10 protein-coding genes and 3 pseudogenes are annotated in these 16,468 nt (G+C 43.5%); 5 read left to right on the forward strand and 8 right to left on the reverse strand.

The window, feature by feature from the left end; translation table 11 throughout:
• Window positions 1-522: 522 nt before the first annotated feature.
• A pseudogene (locus AB4154_RS04380) lies at window positions 523-698 on the reverse strand (alpha/beta hydrolase); the annotation flags it as partial.
• 450 nt (window positions 699-1,148) lie between these two features.
• Here AB4154_RS04380 and AB4154_RS04385 point away from each other — a divergent pair.
• The 4 genes from AB4154_RS04385 to AB4154_RS04400 all read left to right on the forward strand — a co-directional run bounded on the left by AB4154_RS04385 (window position 1,149) and on the right by AB4154_RS04400 (window position 5,005).
• Window positions 1,149-2,336, forward strand: a complete 1,188-nt coding sequence (locus tag AB4154_RS04385; RefSeq protein ID WP_102285869.1) for an SIR2 family protein — start codon at window positions 1,149-1,151, stop codon at window positions 2,334-2,336.
• A complete protein-coding gene (locus AB4154_RS04390) occupies window positions 2,326-4,209 on the forward strand; it encodes an ATP-binding protein (protein ID WP_102285867.1) in 1,884 nt (627 codons plus the stop codon). Before AB4154_RS04385 ends, AB4154_RS04390 begins: the two co-directional genes overlap by 11 nt.
• An 8-nt stretch (window positions 4,210-4,217) precedes the next feature.
• Window positions 4,218-4,421, forward strand: a complete 204-nt coding sequence (locus tag AB4154_RS04395) for a KTSC domain-containing protein (protein ID WP_102285866.1) — start codon at window positions 4,218-4,220, stop codon at window positions 4,419-4,421.
• A 74-nt stretch (window positions 4,422-4,495) separates the two neighbouring features.
• Window positions 4,496-5,005 (forward strand): SLATT domain-containing protein, encoded by a 510-nt coding sequence (locus AB4154_RS04400; protein ID WP_102285864.1) that lies wholly within the window; start codon window positions 4,496-4,498, stop codon window positions 5,003-5,005.
• 189 nt (window positions 5,006-5,194) lie between these two features.
• Here AB4154_RS04400 and pheT read toward each other — a convergent pair whose 3' ends face one another.
• The 7 genes and pseudogenes from pheT to AB4154_RS04435 all read right to left on the reverse strand — a co-directional run bounded on the left by pheT (window position 5,195) and on the right by AB4154_RS04435 (window position 15,625).
• Entirely contained in the window at window positions 5,195-7,582 is a 2,388-nt protein-coding gene (pheT, locus tag AB4154_RS04405; protein ID WP_372122323.1) for a phenylalanine--tRNA ligase subunit beta, read from the reverse strand.
• Between the two features lie 18 nt (window positions 7,583-7,600).
• Window positions 7,601-8,584 carry a phenylalanine--tRNA ligase subunit alpha gene (gene pheS / locus AB4154_RS04410; protein WP_004734764.1) on the reverse strand — a complete coding sequence of 328 codons (984 nt, stop codon included), beginning with the start codon at window positions 8,582-8,584 and terminating at the stop codon, window positions 7,601-7,603.
• Window positions 8,585-8,802: 218 nt separating this feature from the next.
• Window positions 8,803-9,912: a GGDEF domain-containing protein gene (locus AB4154_RS04415; protein WP_029235308.1), complete on the reverse strand. Its 1,110-nt coding sequence runs from the start codon at window positions 9,910-9,912 to the stop codon at window positions 8,803-8,805.
• A gap of 202 nt (window positions 9,913-10,114) precedes the next feature.
• Window positions 10,115-11,323, reverse strand: a complete 1,209-nt coding sequence (locus tag AB4154_RS04420; RefSeq protein ID WP_136979923.1) for a hypothetical protein — start codon at window positions 11,321-11,323, stop codon at window positions 10,115-10,117.
• Window positions 11,324-11,332: 9 nt separating this feature from the next.
• Complete coding sequence (locus AB4154_RS04425) at window positions 11,333-12,139, reverse strand: outer membrane lipoprotein-sorting protein (protein WP_017060448.1); 807 nt, start codon at window positions 12,137-12,139, stop codon at window positions 11,333-11,335.
• A gap of 44 nt (window positions 12,140-12,183) precedes the next feature.
• A pseudogene (locus tag AB4154_RS04430) lies at window positions 12,184-14,656 on the reverse strand (efflux RND transporter permease subunit).
• A 183-nt stretch (window positions 14,657-14,839) separates the two neighbouring features.
• The gene (locus AB4154_RS04435) at window positions 14,840-15,625 is read right to left on the reverse strand and encodes a TetR/AcrR family transcriptional regulator (RefSeq protein WP_004741595.1); all 786 of its coding nucleotides are present in this window, start codon (window positions 15,623-15,625) and stop codon (window positions 14,840-14,842) included.
• Window positions 15,626-16,122: 497 nt separating this feature from the next.
• Between AB4154_RS04435 and AB4154_RS04440 the strand changes: the two are divergent.
• Window positions 16,123-16,468, forward strand: a pseudogene (locus AB4154_RS04440) (hypothetical protein); the annotation flags it as partial.

Consider the following 16,468-nt stretch of genomic DNA (forward strand, 5'->3'; position numbering starts at 1 on the left):
CTAATTACGTATCTAGGAGTGGTTGATAGAGCATTTATATAACTATGAGGCCGTCGTTTAAGGACCATAAAAGAATGAACGATGCGATCATTACTCGCAAATTGAAATGAATGTATCTAGCAAAACCTCCAACTCACAAAAAGGCCCCGCACATGCGAGGCCTTAGTTTTATCTATAGAATGATTACATCCATCTTTTAATAACTACAGCACCCTACTTCACTGACTCCACCGCTTTCATCAACATTGTGGAATGGTTCTAGTAAGCCAAAGCCTCCCCCTCTAGCTCCCCCTCGAATGGAGTGACCCGATCTCTTGAGACACAAGAATGAGGGGGAGAACATTCTTTGTCGCTGAACATATGCCAGCACATATAGCGATCGGTATTTAGTTCCTCCCCTTTCCCATTACCAACAAGAGATTGGAGATGTAAACCAAGGGGAGGTTAGGAGGGGATTATCAGCCTATTCTCACGTGAATCTGCCCTAGTCGTTTCGGGAGCTGTACAGCACGTAAGAAAGCCCTCACCCACTTGGTTTTGCCAAAGCCTGCTGTCTAAGCTCCAACCGCGAATGAAGATCAATGCCGACTCCCCACTCCCGCTTTTGCCATACGCAATTTGCTCACCATCGTGAGATATCCAATACCGTACTTAATCGTTGAATCATGAGCCATGGCATTCACGCTACCAAGTGTCATACAAACCAAGAGTGTGATGTTTAAATTGAACGTTTCATAGTGTCTCTCTACTTACTTTGGAGGGAACACAGGAAGCGCCCCTCTCAATCAATATAACCACTATAAAGTGTGAAGTTGTAGACAGGTAAAGAGGTTGTAAAACAGAAGAAAACCTAGCCAAGTGACACAGCTAATAAGTACGCAAAACTCAACTATCCTACGGAGGAAAAAGATTCAAAGACACAAAACTTACAGATTTGTTGACCTAAATTTGAGGGGGATTTAAATCCTGTTTAAAGGTTTTTTCAAAGTTCCCAATCGCTGATAAATATGACATAAGTCTCAATACAACATCGTGCATTTGATTTAGATTAATGTTATCTCAAAATGTTAGAATTACTTCTCACTAACAAACATTCAATCTGGTAGATTTGTGTTAATTAACATTTCAAATTAACTAAGGTTGGACCAGTGGAAAACTATCATGATCCTATAAGACATTTGACATATCTTCGTCAATCTCTTTCCCAAAACAATGAATCTATTGGTTTTTTTCTATCGGCCGGATGTCCTTTATCGGTAAAGCTGCCAGAAGACAAATGGCCACTTATTCCCGATGTGCAAGCACTGACAGCTTTTGTAACTGAACAATTAAAGGACAACACCAAATACGGAGCACTTTTAGAGGAACTAAGTAAAGCTGAAAAAAACCATAAGAATATCGAAGATATATTGAGCTTTTTAAGAAGCCTTATTCTCGTATCTAAAGGTGGCGTAGTTAGAGGTTTAGAAGAAAGTGATCTACAAGATCTCGAAAAAAGAATTTGTTCAGAAATCGTAAAGAAACTTGACGTTAGTCTACCGGATTCGAACACTCCTTATCACGACTTATGTACATGGATCGGCTCCATAGATAGAAAATCCCCAATAGAGTTATTTACTACTAATTACGACTTACTTTTAGAGGAAGCATTAGAAGACGAAGAGATTCCGTATTTCGATGGATTTGTAGGATCAAAAAAATCATTTTTCGATTTGAAGGCTGTAGAAGATAATTTAATACCATCGCATTGGTCAAGGCTGTGGAAAATCCACGGCTCAATTAACTGGTACCAAAATCATAAAGATGGAAAAAGAAGTGTCTTTAGGTCATCAGAAATTAAATACGATGAGTCTCATTTGATTTACCCCTCTCACTTGAAATATGAAGAAAGTCGGAAAATGCCATACTTGGCTTTAATTGATCAATTAAGCCGGTTTGTGAGAAAAAAGTCATCGTTGTTAATATTGTCAGGATATTCATTTAACGATGGTCATCTCAACGATACTATCGTTAACGCTCTAAAAGCGAACCCTACAGGTATGGTTTTGGGGTTGCTATATGGTAATTACAACGATGATAAAGAACAAGCACGGTACCCTGAGGCATATCGCTTAGCAAAAAAAAGACATAACCTAAACATTTGGACTTTTGATAAAGCAATTATTGGGACAACTGTCGGTGATTGGAAGTGTAATTCAACCAGTTCAGATATCGATATAAAGCATTTTATCACCAAATGTGATGAAAATAATGATAACAGTTTGGTTAAGCTAGGTGATTTCTCCATGTTAACTACATTCCTAAGAAAAATAATAGGTTCTATTGATGAGGAATAATAAATCTAATAAAGAAACTTACCTTGGAGAAGTTCAGGATGTTAATGGAACAAATGTAAGTATCTCCCTCTCAAAAGACTCATTAACTGGATTCATATATATAGATGGCCAAGGGTATAGAGTTGGACAAATCGGTAGTTTTGTCAGGATTTCGATAGGTTTTAATGACCTATTTGGCATTGTAAGCCAAGTTGGTGCAAGTGCTGCTCCATTGAGTCGAAGTGATTCTGATACCAACGGAAATCAATGGATGTCTATTCAATTAATTGGAGAAGGCCCTAAGAACGGCGTATTTCAAAGAGGACTATCACAATATCCAACTGTAGGTGATGAAGTACATTTAGTTTCAGAAAAAGAGCTGAATAATATATATGGCCAACCTAACAAACCATACTTTGTAAATCTTGGACATATTTCAAATGCAGAATCGATCCCTGCTTTAGTTGACGTAAACAAACTGGTAACCAGACATTCAGCGGTCGTGGGAACTACAGGTTCAGGTAAGTCCACGACTGTAGCCAGCATTATTAATGCGTTATCAAATCTTGATAAATATCCTTCTTCAAGAATTATAATGTTGGATCTTCATGGTGAATATGGCCAGGCATTACAAGATAAATCTAACATATATAAGATTAACCCTGATAAAAACTCAAAATTCATGGAAGATAATTTTCTCATACCCTATTGGGCTTTAAGTTTTGATGAGTTATGCAGCATTAGCTTCGGTGAATTCAATAATGAAAAAGACAGAAACATCGTAATGGAAAGGATTCAAAAATATAAAATCGAATCAATTAAAATAAACCCAAGAGACGGTGTTTCATTAGACTCTTTGAGTGTGGACTCTCCAATTCCATTCAGTATTCATGAATTGTGGCATGAATTATTTATTGAAACATTTGGTACGTATTACAAAGATAAAGGAGGTAAACCCAAAGACAACCTGGCATATGAACTCGATAACAATGGTAACGAGTTGAAAGGAAATCCAATGCTAGGAATCCCTCCTGTTTTTAAAAACATAGTAACAGCAGCTGGTGAAGAAAAAATAAATCATATACCTGGCGGTTTGAATATTGGAAAGCAACTACTTCTTCTTGGAACCAAGTTACGAATCCCAAGGTATGACTTTATTTTTAAGCCCGGTAATTGGCTTCCAGACTCTAAAGGTAACATTAAGGATGACCTTGATGTTTTACTTAAAGGGTGGCTCGGTGGAAACAGACCAGTATCTATTCTAGACCTATCAGGAGTTCCAACTGATATCTTGCAGACAACTATTGGAGCACTATTAAGATTATTATATGAAGCATTGTTTTGGGCTCGAAACCTTTCTCAAGGAGGGAGGAGTCGGCCTTTATTAATAGTAATGGAGGAAGCTCACATATACTTGAATGATACTTTGGATGGAGCAGCTTCAAAAATTGTACAAAGAATAGTAAAAGAAGGACGAAAATACGGCATTGGAGCAATGATTGTTAGCCAAAGACCTTCCGAGATAAACCCGACGATATTATCACAATGTGGGACGTTCTTTGCTTTAAGACTCACAAACTCTTCAGATAGAGCTCATATATCATCAGCGCTATCTGATAGCTTAGATGGGTTAACTAACATGCTCCCTATTCTCAGAACAGGTGAAGCAATAATTCTTGGTGAATCTGTCAAACTGCCTATGCGAACATCTATAACTGCCCCTCCAGAAAATAGAAGACCAGATAGTCAAGACCCTGTGATTTATGATGAGTTGTCACCTGAGGATTCATTAAACCCTGGAGGATGGGGCATCAAACTCGAGTCACATCCACGTTATGACGAACTTGTCGAAACTTGGCGAGCTCAAAACCCAAAAATTGGTAAGATAAAATAGGTATAAATATGGACATGATTTCTGTCAGCTCTAGCAATATCGACTCTATTGGTTATGAAGATGAAACACTACAAATACAGTTTCTAAATGGATCTATATATCAATACTTTGATGTTCCTGAACATATATTCACTGGGCTTATTGATGCAGATTCAGCGGGAAAATTCCTTGCTGCAAATGTAAAAGGGACATACCGATACTCAAGAGTTTAGATGCTTTAAATAAGGCCATCTAGGTGGTCTTATTCCACTTTAAATTATTACTACTACATAGAGATCAAAGAATAATGCCTGATGATGAGATACCACCACCCAACTTAACTATTGATGAAAAATTAAATCCGTTAATTGACGATTGGAGTGTTAGGTTGAAAAATGCGCAGATTGGGCATTATAAATGTTCTGAACAATTATATTTATTTGCTAATGTAACAGGATTTTTATTAATATTGACAACAACCTTGGTTACAGCATTATTGTTCTTTGACACGGATGGACCAAATAAAGAACAATGGCAACTATTGCTGTTTACCTTGAGTGTAACATCTGCTGCGTTAGCTAGTATTGTTTCATTTGTTAGATTCGCTGAAAGAGCGGAGCTACACCGTTCTGCTGCAAGTCGCTATGGTAAACTAAGAAGACAACTGGAATTTTTAAATACATATAGAGACAAACAACAAGACTCGCAAGTAAAAGAGAAATTAAAATTACTTCGCATTGAATGGGAATATGTCTCTTCAGATGCACCACTTACACCTAAATCTGCTATCCCAACAGAACATAATAATGATAAATAGGATAGATACAGACTCGTAAAGTCAGAAATGGATAAGCAGATATGTTAATCCAATAAAAATAGATGTAGATTTTACTCACACTTAGTTAATCAAAATAAAAATTCTTCAAACCCAATCTGACATTATCCCACCCCAAACAAAAAGGCCTCGCAATGCGAGGCCTTTGATTTTTCTATCTATCAAAAGAGATTAGTCGCGAAGTGCTGCGCCGAATTTCTCTGAGATTGAAGCTACGATAGCATCTACTGAACCAGCGATGTCTGCATCTTCAAGTGTGCGCTCTACAGACTGTAGGCTAAGTGCGATAGCTAGGCTCTTCTTACCTTCTTCAACGCCTTGACCAACGTATACGTCGAACAGTTTAGCGCCTGTTAGGAATTCACCACCAGCTGCGATACACGCTTCTACGATGTCGCCAGAAGCAACTGCTTCGTCAACAACAACGGCGATATCACGACGGTTTGCAGGGAACTTAGATACAGCTACTGCTTCTGGAAGCACGCGAGTGTTGATAGCTGCCCATTCGATTTCGAATACGATAGTACGGCCGTTTAGACCAAACTTACGCTCTAGTTCTGGGTGAACAGTACCAATGATACCCACTTCTTTGCCGTCTACTACGATAGCCGCAGTTTGACCTGGGTGAAGTGCTGGGTGCTTCGCAGCTTTGAAGCTGTATGCGATTTCGTTTGCAGAAAGCTCAAGAACGGCTTCTAGGTCACCTTTAAGATCGAAGAAATCGACAGTGTTAGTTGCAATGTCCCAGTGCTCTTCGCCACGAGTACCAGAGATAACGCCCGCAAGCATCATTTCTTGGCGCATGCCGTTTTCAGCCGTTGCTTCAGGGATGAAACGTAGGCCTGATTCGAATAGACGAACGCGAGACTGTTGACGCTTCTGGTTGTGAACAACTGTGTTTAGTAGACCTTGGATTAGGCCAAGACGCATTGCTGACATGTCCGCAGAGATTGGGAATGGCAGGATTAGCGGCTCAACACCAGGTACAACCAATTTTTGCTGTTCTGGTTCTACGAAGCTGTATGTGATTGCTTCGTGGTAGCCACGGTCTACAAGAAGGTCACGAACGCGCTTAAGCGGTTGGTCAGCTTCTTTGTGGTCATTCATTTTAAGTGCCGCTTTAGGCGCTTGGTTTGGAATGTTATCGTAACCGTAGATACGACCTACTTCTTCAATTAGGTCTTGCTCGATTGCGATATCAAAACGCCAAGATGGAGACGTTGCCGTCCAGCCAGCGTCTGTCGTTTCAACGTTACAACCTAGGCGAGTAAGAATTTCCACTACGTCTGTAGATGGGATTTCGTGACCTAGTAGGCTATCTAGCTTAGCGCGACGTAGAGCAACTACGTTTGCTTTAGGAAGATCAGCTTCAGATTCGCTGCCGTTTACTGGCGCAACTTCACCACCGCAGATTTCAACTAGAAGCTGTGTTGCACGCTCCATTGCTGCTGCTTGAAGTGTTGAATCAACACCACGTTCGAAACGTAGAGAAGAATCTGTGTGAAGGCCGTAAGCACGTGCGCGACCACGGATATGATCCGGTGCGAAGAATGCTGCTTCAAGAAGTACGTCAGTCGTTTCAGTAGTAACACCTGAATCTTGACCGCCAAAGATACCAGCGATTGCTAGTGCTTTGTTTTGGTCAGCGATAACAAGTGTGTTGCTGTTTAGTTCAGCTTCGTTGCCATCTAGAAGTGTTAGCTTTTCGCCCTGCTCTGCTAGACGAACCACGATACCGCCTTCGATCTTAGCGAGATCAAATGCGTGCATTGGTTGGCCTTGCTCTAGCATCACGTAGTTTGTGATGTCTACAACTGGGTCGATTGAACGGATACCACAACGACGCAGTTTTTCTTGCATCCAGATTGGAGATTCCGCTTTCACGTTTACGTTCTTAACCACACGGCCAAGGTAACGTGGACAAGCATCAGTTGCTTTGATTTCAACAGATACTGTGTCTTCAATGCTTGTTGCAACAGCTTCAACTGCTGGCTCTGTAACGTCTGCGCGGTTTAGTACGCCAACTTCACGAGCAAGGCCACGGATGCTGAAGCAGTCTGCGCGGTTTGCTGTTAGGTCTACGTCGATAGTTACGTCGTTAAGCTCAAGAAGCTCACGTACGTCCATGCCTAGCGTTGTGCCTTCTGGTAGCTCAAGGATGCCGTCAGACTCTACGTCGATACCTAGCTCAGAGAAAGAACAAAGCATGCCGTGCGATGGAACGCCACGTAGTTTTGCTTTCTTGATTTTGAAGTTACCAGGCAGTACTGCGCCAACTGTTGCTACTGCTACAGTTAGGCCAAGACGACAGTTAGATGCACCACATACGATGTCTAACAGCTCTTCTTCGCCGATATCAATTTTAGTTACTTGTAGTTTGTCTGCGTCTGGGTGCTGACCGCACTCAACCACTTTACCTACTTTAACGCCGGTGAATTCACCAGCAACAGGTTCTACATCGTCAACTTCCAAACCAGCCATAGTGATTTGGTGAGCTAGCTCTTCGCTGTTAATTGCAGGTTTAACCCACTCGCGTAGCCAAGATTCACTGAATTTCATAGTTTCGACTGCCCCGGATTACTTGAATTGTTTAAGGAAACGAAGGTCGTTCTCGAAGAACGCACGAAGGTCATTTACGCCGTAACGAAGCATCGTTAGACGCTCTACACCCATACCGAATGCAAAACCAGAGTATTTCTCAGGGTCGATGCCAACAGAGCGAAGTACGTTAGGGTGAACCATGCCACAGCCTAGAACTTCTAGCCATTTGCCATCTTTACGTTTCACGTCAACTTCAGCTGAAGGCTCTGTGAACGGGAAGAATGAAGGACGGAAACGCACTTCAACTTCTTCTTCAAAGAAGTTACAAAGGAAATCGTTAAGAATGCCTTTAAGTTGTGCGAAGTTTACGTTCTCATCAACTAACATACCTTCCACTTGGTGGAACATTGGCGTGTGAGTTTGATCGTAGTCGTTACGGTAAACACGACCCGGAGCAATGAAGCGGAATGGCGGTTTGCCGTTTTCCATCGTACGGATTTGAACACCAGAAGTGTGCGTACGTAGCATTAGATCAGGGTTGAAGAAGAAAGTATCGTGATCAGTACGAGCTGGGTGATCGTCTGCGATGTTTAGTGCATCAAAGTTGTGGAATGCATCTTCGATCTCAGGGCCAGACTCAGTGCTAAAGCCAAGCTCACCAAAGAACTGTTCGATACGCTCAACAGTGCGAGTAACTGGGTGAAGACCACCGTTCTCAATGCGACGACCTGGTAGGCTCACATCGATAGTTTCTTCAGCTAGTTTCGCTTCAAGCTCTGCACGTTGTAGTGCGTCTTTGCGAGCTGCGATCGCTTGTTGAACAGCACCTTTCGCTTTGTTGATCTCTTGACCAGCAGTGCGACGCTCTTCAGGTGGAAGTTTACCTAGGCTTTGTAGTTGAAGAGTTAGTTCACCCTTCTTACCTAAATACTGAACTCGCACTTCATCAAGTGCGACTAACGAATCTGCTGTATCAATAGCAGTCGTTGCATTAGCAATGATCTCTTCTAGATGTTGCATCATTTCCTCATCTACCAGTTGGTAGTGTCCGTATCGGATGATTAGTTTTTTTAGATAGCTACACATAGTAATCAAACACGCAACCAATGCCAAATTGAATCGCTAAAAGAACAAGTTATTGCCTAAAAACACGGCAAATTTAACAGGATATTAATGAGGAGTAGGAAGAAGTGGAACAATTACAGGTTCCACTTCTTAATTTGGAAATGACCTGAAGGCTAGATCTGAATAGAACAAACGCTGTTCTTCCCTGCGTTTTTTGCTAAATAGACGGACTCATCCGCCGCTTTAATCAATTCGTTCATGGTTTCGAATTCTTGGGTCATTTCAGCGACACCGACACTAATACTGCCAATCCAAACTTGATGACTGGTTTCAACCTCTAATTCAGACACTTTCTGTCGAGCGGTTTCCGCGATGTACATCCCACCTTTAAGGTCGGTGTTTGGGCAAATAACCAAGAACTCATCGCCACCTAACCGGCAAACAATATCATCATTACGGAACGTGTTTTTCAGTTCACGCGAGAGGGTTTGTAGCACCAAGTCGCCTGCATCATGGCCGCTGGTGTCATTAATGCGCTTGAAGTGGTCGGCATCAATCATAATACACACTAAAGGCATGCCCAGTTCTTTGGAGTCTTGCCAATGCAGCGCTAACTGTTTAAAAGCACTACGACGGTTATGCAAATTAGTAAGAGAGTCGGTTAATGACAGTTCTTCAAGTCTCTTATTCGCTCGTTTTAATTCTGCCGTACGTTCCTCAACTTTATCTTCGAGTAACTGGTTGAAGCGTAACAACTGTTTGTTTCGTTCAGAGACTTGTTCAAACAGGCCGTTAAGCGCAGCCAACAGCGGGACAGTCGCAGAATCTTGCTGCTTTTCTTCCGCTTCAAAGGCTTGCAGAGGTGTCGCGCCCTCTTCTATCGCGGTCATTTGTCGCGCCATGTTTTGGTCGATGCCGAGGATGTGGTAAGCAAGCCAGTGGATCAATAAATCAAGTAACTGCCGTGCTGACGACTGATCTTCTTCCATGATGAAAGCTTGCATACTGTAGATATCTTGCATAAATACACGATGCACTTTGATATGCTCTTCAATGTGTCGCTCATACACACCGCAATCTCTCATCAAAGATTCTTCTTCTTTAAAGTGAAATTCGGCATAGCATGTGAGATCGAGTAAAGCGACGTTTATGTCGTCGATAGAGATAGTGTTCTCTGACAACAGATTTCCGTAGTGGTTGATAATACCAACAAGATATTGATGCTGTTCATCTACAACACCAATGCCTGTTTCAAAGTTTTTATCCCAATTAAATGAATTCATAAATCCCTTAAGGCCGATACCACCAGCACGATTTACATGCATATTCGGAGGTTATAGATACTGAAAAAATATAACCATTTTACCTGTAGGTTTATTCGATTGTTTGATCCATTTTATAAAAAGAAGATATTGAACACTCTAAATATAACTCATCTTAAATTTGAGACGCCCCTCTTAACAAGAACGCCTCATAAAGCTAACACTAGAAATAATATTCCAACGCCATCTCAACAAAATCATCCTTACGTGCGAAGAACAACAAGTCTTCTGGGGTTTCGTTCTCAAACAACCAAGCATTCAGTCGCCACTTGAGATTGTTGTTAATACGGCTCGATGCCTCTAGCTTGGCACTGTAGACATCACTGTTATCTAAGTCTTGAGTGATACCAGTAAGCACTTCGGTGCCGTCTTCATCGTTCAAAGCGAAACGGGCGCCAAGGAACACATCATTTTGGCCGATGGTTTGGGCATTGTTGCCTCGGCTGTCATACAGGTATTCAGCGATGAAGCCGATGTCCCAGTACGATTCAAGCGCCCCTACCCAAGTGTATTCAAAGCCTGTCGCCACGCCGGTATGGTTGTCGTAGCTGTCGCGATAAATGCTTTCCAGCTTCCATAACCAGTCACCGATAATGCCTTGAACATCCAATCCGAAGTGTTGCATTTGGGCGTAGTATGGCTTGAGTTGATTGCCTTCCACACGGTAATAAGGGTCGCGGTTTGTGCCGCCTAAGTAGCTTAAACCGACATCCCAATCACCGTACATTTGGCTGTAACGCAATGCCACATCAACGTGTTTTTCTTCTCGTGAAGATTCGTAAAGCGCATCGTCCGATACTAGCACGGTTGGCCTTAATCGACCGTCTTCGCCTGCGAAGGTACGCTCACGAAAATACGGCAGTAACATGGCGTCTATGGTGCCCCACTCTTTTATCGAGGTGAAGTGCACCATAGGCTGACCTAACTTGGATTCGCCATCGACCGATTCAATGGCATCGGTCTGGTTTACCACATCCACTAAATGCGCCGATTCGGTTACGCCCCAAAATACCTTTCCAACACCCGCTCGCAGTTCGTAATCATCCCAATAGGTTAAATACAAGGCTTCGCGAATATCACCATGAGTTCGTTCATCGTCTTCACTGTCTAGGCGATAAAACGGGGTGAAGGTAATGCTGCCGTTGCCCTCTTGTTGCTCCCAGTAAAACTCTGGCTGCAACACCAGTGAGCTTTGTCCTTTGTCTTGCCCTTGTAAGCCGTCGCTAAAGAACTGCCTATGTTCAAGGTTAACCTGCCCTGCGATATCAGGACTAAAGCCTGCCGCCACACAAGGCAACGACACCTGCATAAGCCCGACGGTCGCCGCCAAGGTTAAGGATAATTGGGTTCCTGTTGCCACAATCCTTTTCATATTCCTGCCTTATTTCGCACGTTTTAGTGTGTTCTTTTGGAAATCCTTGTCTTTAAGACCGGTCTGGAACACTAAATCTGTCGTGGTTAATACGGTGCTTTTGCCTGTTTGATGGTTTTGCATCGCCATGGTGTGTGCGCGCCAGTATTGGTTTAGGTACTGTTTGTAATCTTGGAACGATAGAGTTTTAAGCAGTGCGCCTTTGCGGTCGTAAAACTCGACTTTCATTGGGCGGTAGTGCTGTTGGTCTAGCCATACCTTTTGCATGGTGTAGCCTGAGTTTTTATCGGTCGGTACTTGCTCTAAAACAAAGGTGTCTACGCCTTCCAGTTTCGCGTCTTCAATGTAGTTGAAGGTGTACTTTTCAAGTTCAAACGAGCTTAAGTCCTCATACGCAAATTCACTGCCCATAAACGGGCCAGATTTGTTGCGTGAAGAGATGCGTTTTACACGCTTGAGTGCAGGAAGATACAACCACTGGTCATCGGATTTGGTGATGTGCGAATGGTTTAGGAAAGCCGTGCCTTTTACGTCGCGTGGTTCATCAAAAATGGTTAAGCCTTTGTCGCCATCGTCATCGACTTCCAAAGATTTCAATCGCATCAGACGTGTACTGCTTTCGCCCTGCTTGTTGCGAAGTAGCATTTCCATGGTTGCGACAGAATCGCCCCACCCGACATCGACCGCTTTACGTTGCTCGGCAATTTCTAAGCCTTTCGCAGGGTCTGCTAACGCTGGGAAAGCGGCGAATGTGCTCAGTGCCAACGAGCTAACAGTAAGTAATGTAGTAGCGAATGTTTGTTTAACGCTTTTCATAAATATCTCCTTGAGTCAGCCCACCGCAGCAGGCCGACGTTTCCTTATTTGGTCGAAGTAGTCAGTTCGGCTGTCGATCTAGGCTGCGACTTGGTATCTGGCTTTGATTCGTGCTGAGTTTTAGCTGAATAGTGGGTCTGTTTGTCGAAGATCATCAGTAAGCTTGGTAGCAAGATGAAATCGACCACCAGCGCAATGAAAATCACAATCGCGCTGAGTAAGCCCATGTCGGAGTTGAGTCTGAAGCTCGACATCGCCAGTACAGAGAAACCCGCCACGAGTACCACTGTGGTGATCCACAATGCGCGTCCAACGGTGTGGAAAGCGTATCGAACCGCTTCTTCTGCTGATTTCCCTTCGATTCTTGCGCGCTGGTATTTACTCAAGAAGTGCACCGCATCATCAACCACGATACCCAACGTGAGCGTGACCACGACTGACAAACCGAGGTTGATTTCACCGGAGATAAGCGCCCATAAACCAAAGCCAATGATCGCAGGCACAATGTTGGGCACTAGGCTGATCATGCCTAAGCGAACCGAGCGCAATGCAAAGATCATCAAGCCAGAGATAAGCACTAGGGTGATAGGCAAAGTTGATAGCATGCTCGCCATGTGGGTTTCGCCAATATGAGCAAACATCAGTGACGGGCTCGAAGCCACCACTTCATATTGCGGTGCATTGGCTGCAAACCATGAGTAAATGCGCTCTTCGAGTTCGACTAGCTCAACGCTGCCAAGGTTATCGACGGTGAGTACCATTTTGATCGATGATTTATCGACGTTGATCTGGTTGTTCAAGTCCAAGCCGTACGGCAGAGACATTTCGTAAAGCAGCAGATATTGCGCGGCAAGTTCACGGTTCAGCGGTAGCTTGTAGTAGCTGTCGTCGTCGGCATGCATATTCTTGTTCAAACGCATGTAAACATCAGAAAGCGTGGCGACATGGTCGGTTTCTGGTTGAACACGTAGCCACTCAGTAAAGTCACCAATCGCTTGCAAGAACATAGGATCAGCAATCGCTTGAGACTCGTTAGTTTTCACTGCGATACTGAGGGTTGTCATGCCGCTTACGGTCTCTTCCATGAAGTCAGCCGCTTGTCTGAATTCACTTGAGGTATCGAAATACTTCACCGATTCATCGTTGACTTTGTTGAGCGGAATTAACGCGGCAGCGCCAACAATCACTAGCGTAGAAATCGGCAGCAGTGCTTTACGGTTAGTTACGACAAAATCGCCCAGCTTATCCATGAAGGTGAATTTGTCTGCCGCCTTAGGGTTGGCAGGTAGGCGTTTGACTGGCAGCAGTTTTAGCAACGCTGGCAACATAGTCACAGACAAGAAGCACGCAATAAGTACACCCAGTGCCGATAAGTTACCGAAATCACGCAGCACTGGTGAGTCCGACATGTTCATCATCAGGAAACCAATCGCAGTGGTCACCGAGGTGATCAGAATCGGCATCGCATTGAGCTTGATGCTGTATTGAATGGCTTGTGCTTTCTCCATACCGCGCTGCATCGATTGTCTCATGGTCACAATCACGTGAACACAATCAGCCACCGCCAAAGTTAAAACCAAGGTTGGCACATTCACGGTTGCGGTACTCAAGAACATCCCTGCCCAACCAGACAATCCCATGGTGGCAACAATCGAAGAGATGATCACAATGAGCGTCGCCACCACACTAAAGAACGAGCGCAGCATAAAGGTCAGGAACACCAGTACCACCAACAGCATCAAGGGAACGAGCGTTGAGCTGTCTTCTTGAGCCGAAGTCATAAATGCGTTGTTCATGGCTATGATGCCCGCTTTATGGAATTCGACATTAGGATACTGAGCTTGGTACTTGCCGATCATGGTATTGATTGCCGCAATCACCTCTTGCACTTCTGCGGTTTTGTCCACTTCTGGCAGTTGCACGGTGACGTTCACAATCGTCACATCGCCAGAGGCCGACACCAAGGCATTCTTAAGCAACGGCTCGTTAAGGGCGATCTGTTTTACTTTGGCGATGCGTTCTGGTGTGTGTTCGTACTCTTCATACAGCAAGTCTTCTACCAAAAGATCATCTTCAATGGCTTCGGTGTGCTGATAATTAGCAAGGGAATCGACACGGCTTGAATACGGGATCTGCCACGCATCAACCGTGAGATTTTGAATCAGGGTGAGAGTTTCAGGGGTGAAGACATTGCCATCTTCAGGTGCGACAACAATCGCAAGGTTGTCGGTTTTTGCAAAGGTGGTTTGGATTTCATCGAACGCCATCAACTGCTTGTTGGTGCCTTCGAAGAAGATGTTGTAGTCCCCTCTAAAGTAGAGGTTCTTAGCCCCTAAAGTAGAGGTTCTTAGCCCCTAATGCAGAGAGAATGATGATTGAAAACACCACCAGCAGAACGATAAACGAACGCTTGGTAGGTATTGAGTGCCAACTGTTTAGATCTGTGTTTGCGCTATCAGCATTAGGGTTATCTCGGTTTTGCTGATCGAACGTGGGCTTCTGGCTGTCATGCTTCATCACAGTCTCCATTTGTGACGATTCGTCATATTTGTGTCATAAAAAGCCAGCCGAAGCTGACAAAAGACACAATGCTTAGTCAAACACTCAAGAAAACAGCAACCACAGTCGGTCAGTCTCAAGTTTGTGACGAATCGTCAAAAATGGTTATTAATAAACCCACATGTGTGGGCTTAACGGAAGCTATCGACCTACAGACTCTAAGTAAGCGATCTCTTCACTGAACAGTTCTTGTTCTACACGACGCCAAGTTTTGCGGTAATCCCAGTCACTAGAAAGGGGCTGCCAATTGAGGCCGTCTAGAATCATGTTCGCGTTGTGTAATACTGAATACGGGTCTTGTAACCGCTTAATACAATGACTGTTTGATGCGTTCTGTGACAAGGCATTTGAACCAAATGCGATTGACCAGTTAGCAAAAACGATGGCATCTGAGCCAACGCCAGAAGAGAACTTTAGGTCACCCGCTTCTACCGCTTGGTTAACCATAGAGTCGCATTGTTCAATCACCAACTCTTCCAGTTCATTCATCTCGGCGACGCGTGCACTAGACGCTTTCTCTAGTACCCACGGGCTTTTAGCCATGATCGCACAGGTTGATAGTACCGGTTCCATGCGAGCATAGATTCGGTAAGCAACGTGCAATGCGACGATCTTTTCACGTGTGTTGCCTTCAAACTCTCCAGAGCGAGCAAACATCATTGCTTCTGTCTTGAGAGAGTGAATACATAACGCTAAAACGACGTCTTCTTTGCTGCAAAAGTGATTGTATATCGTACCTTTAGAATAAGAGCTCGCTGCCGTTAGCTTGTCCATCGTGAGGTTTCCGAACCCTTGTTCTCGAACCAGATCTTTTGCTAACAACATCAACTCTACTTCTCGGTCTGCAATAGACTGCTGCTTTTTAGACAACACGCCTTTGCAACCAAAGATACCTTGTTTATCGCCTTTACAACCAAAGCCAAACATAATTTTTTAGTCCGTATATGAGCTTAGCCGTTATCTAAGCTTCGCCAGTATTTAAAACACTCCTATCCAATATATTAACACGAATAGTAAATTCATGTAGTTAACCATTTTGTGACGCTTCGTCATTTCTGACTTATCGTCATAATAGCGCAAGCATTGATCATATCAAGGGGTTTTATAAATTAAATACATTTTGTGAATGGAAAGAGAAGACTTTAAAAGAAGACCTGTATTGTGACCAACAGAATGTGGACGCGAATTGGGCATTCTTAACCTAACAAAGAATGTCGGCACTTTAAGCTGCTATGCGTATTCATGCCCAATGATTCCTAGCTTAAACCACAAGAATGAATGACTGTAGGCTTACTTTATGGGGCAGACGTCTCCTTATGGTCAATATTTGGCTTACTAATGCCGTTTTCTGTTAAGTTGCTATAAATTCGGTAAGGGGTGACTTACAATAGTGACAACGACTTACCTTTTTTGAGAACACGATATTGAGCGCCAAATATTCTTATTTAGCTTGGCAAGTGAATACTTCTAGCCCTGCAGAAAAGCTGGTTTTATTGATGCTTGCAGACGGTGCTGACGAATTCGGCTACACCAATGTGTGCCTACAAACAGCAGGTCAACTTTGTGCTCTCTCTACGTTTGGTTTAGCCGACTGTCTTAAGTGTTTAGTCGACCAAGGTTTTCTCGATAAGGTAAAAGTAGATTATCGGGATAAAAAAGAGATTCACGTTTTCAAAATGCTCATTGAGCAAGAGCAAACTGCGGCGCACGTTGAGGTTCAACCGACCAATAGTATTCCGGTCTACTCTACGGCACCTGCACCTGCACCTG

This window comes from Vibrio sp. 10N.286.51.B11, from assembly GCF_041469245.1.
Taxonomy (GTDB): Bacteria; Pseudomonadota; Gammaproteobacteria; order Enterobacterales; family Vibrionaceae; genus Vibrio; species Vibrio crassostreae_C.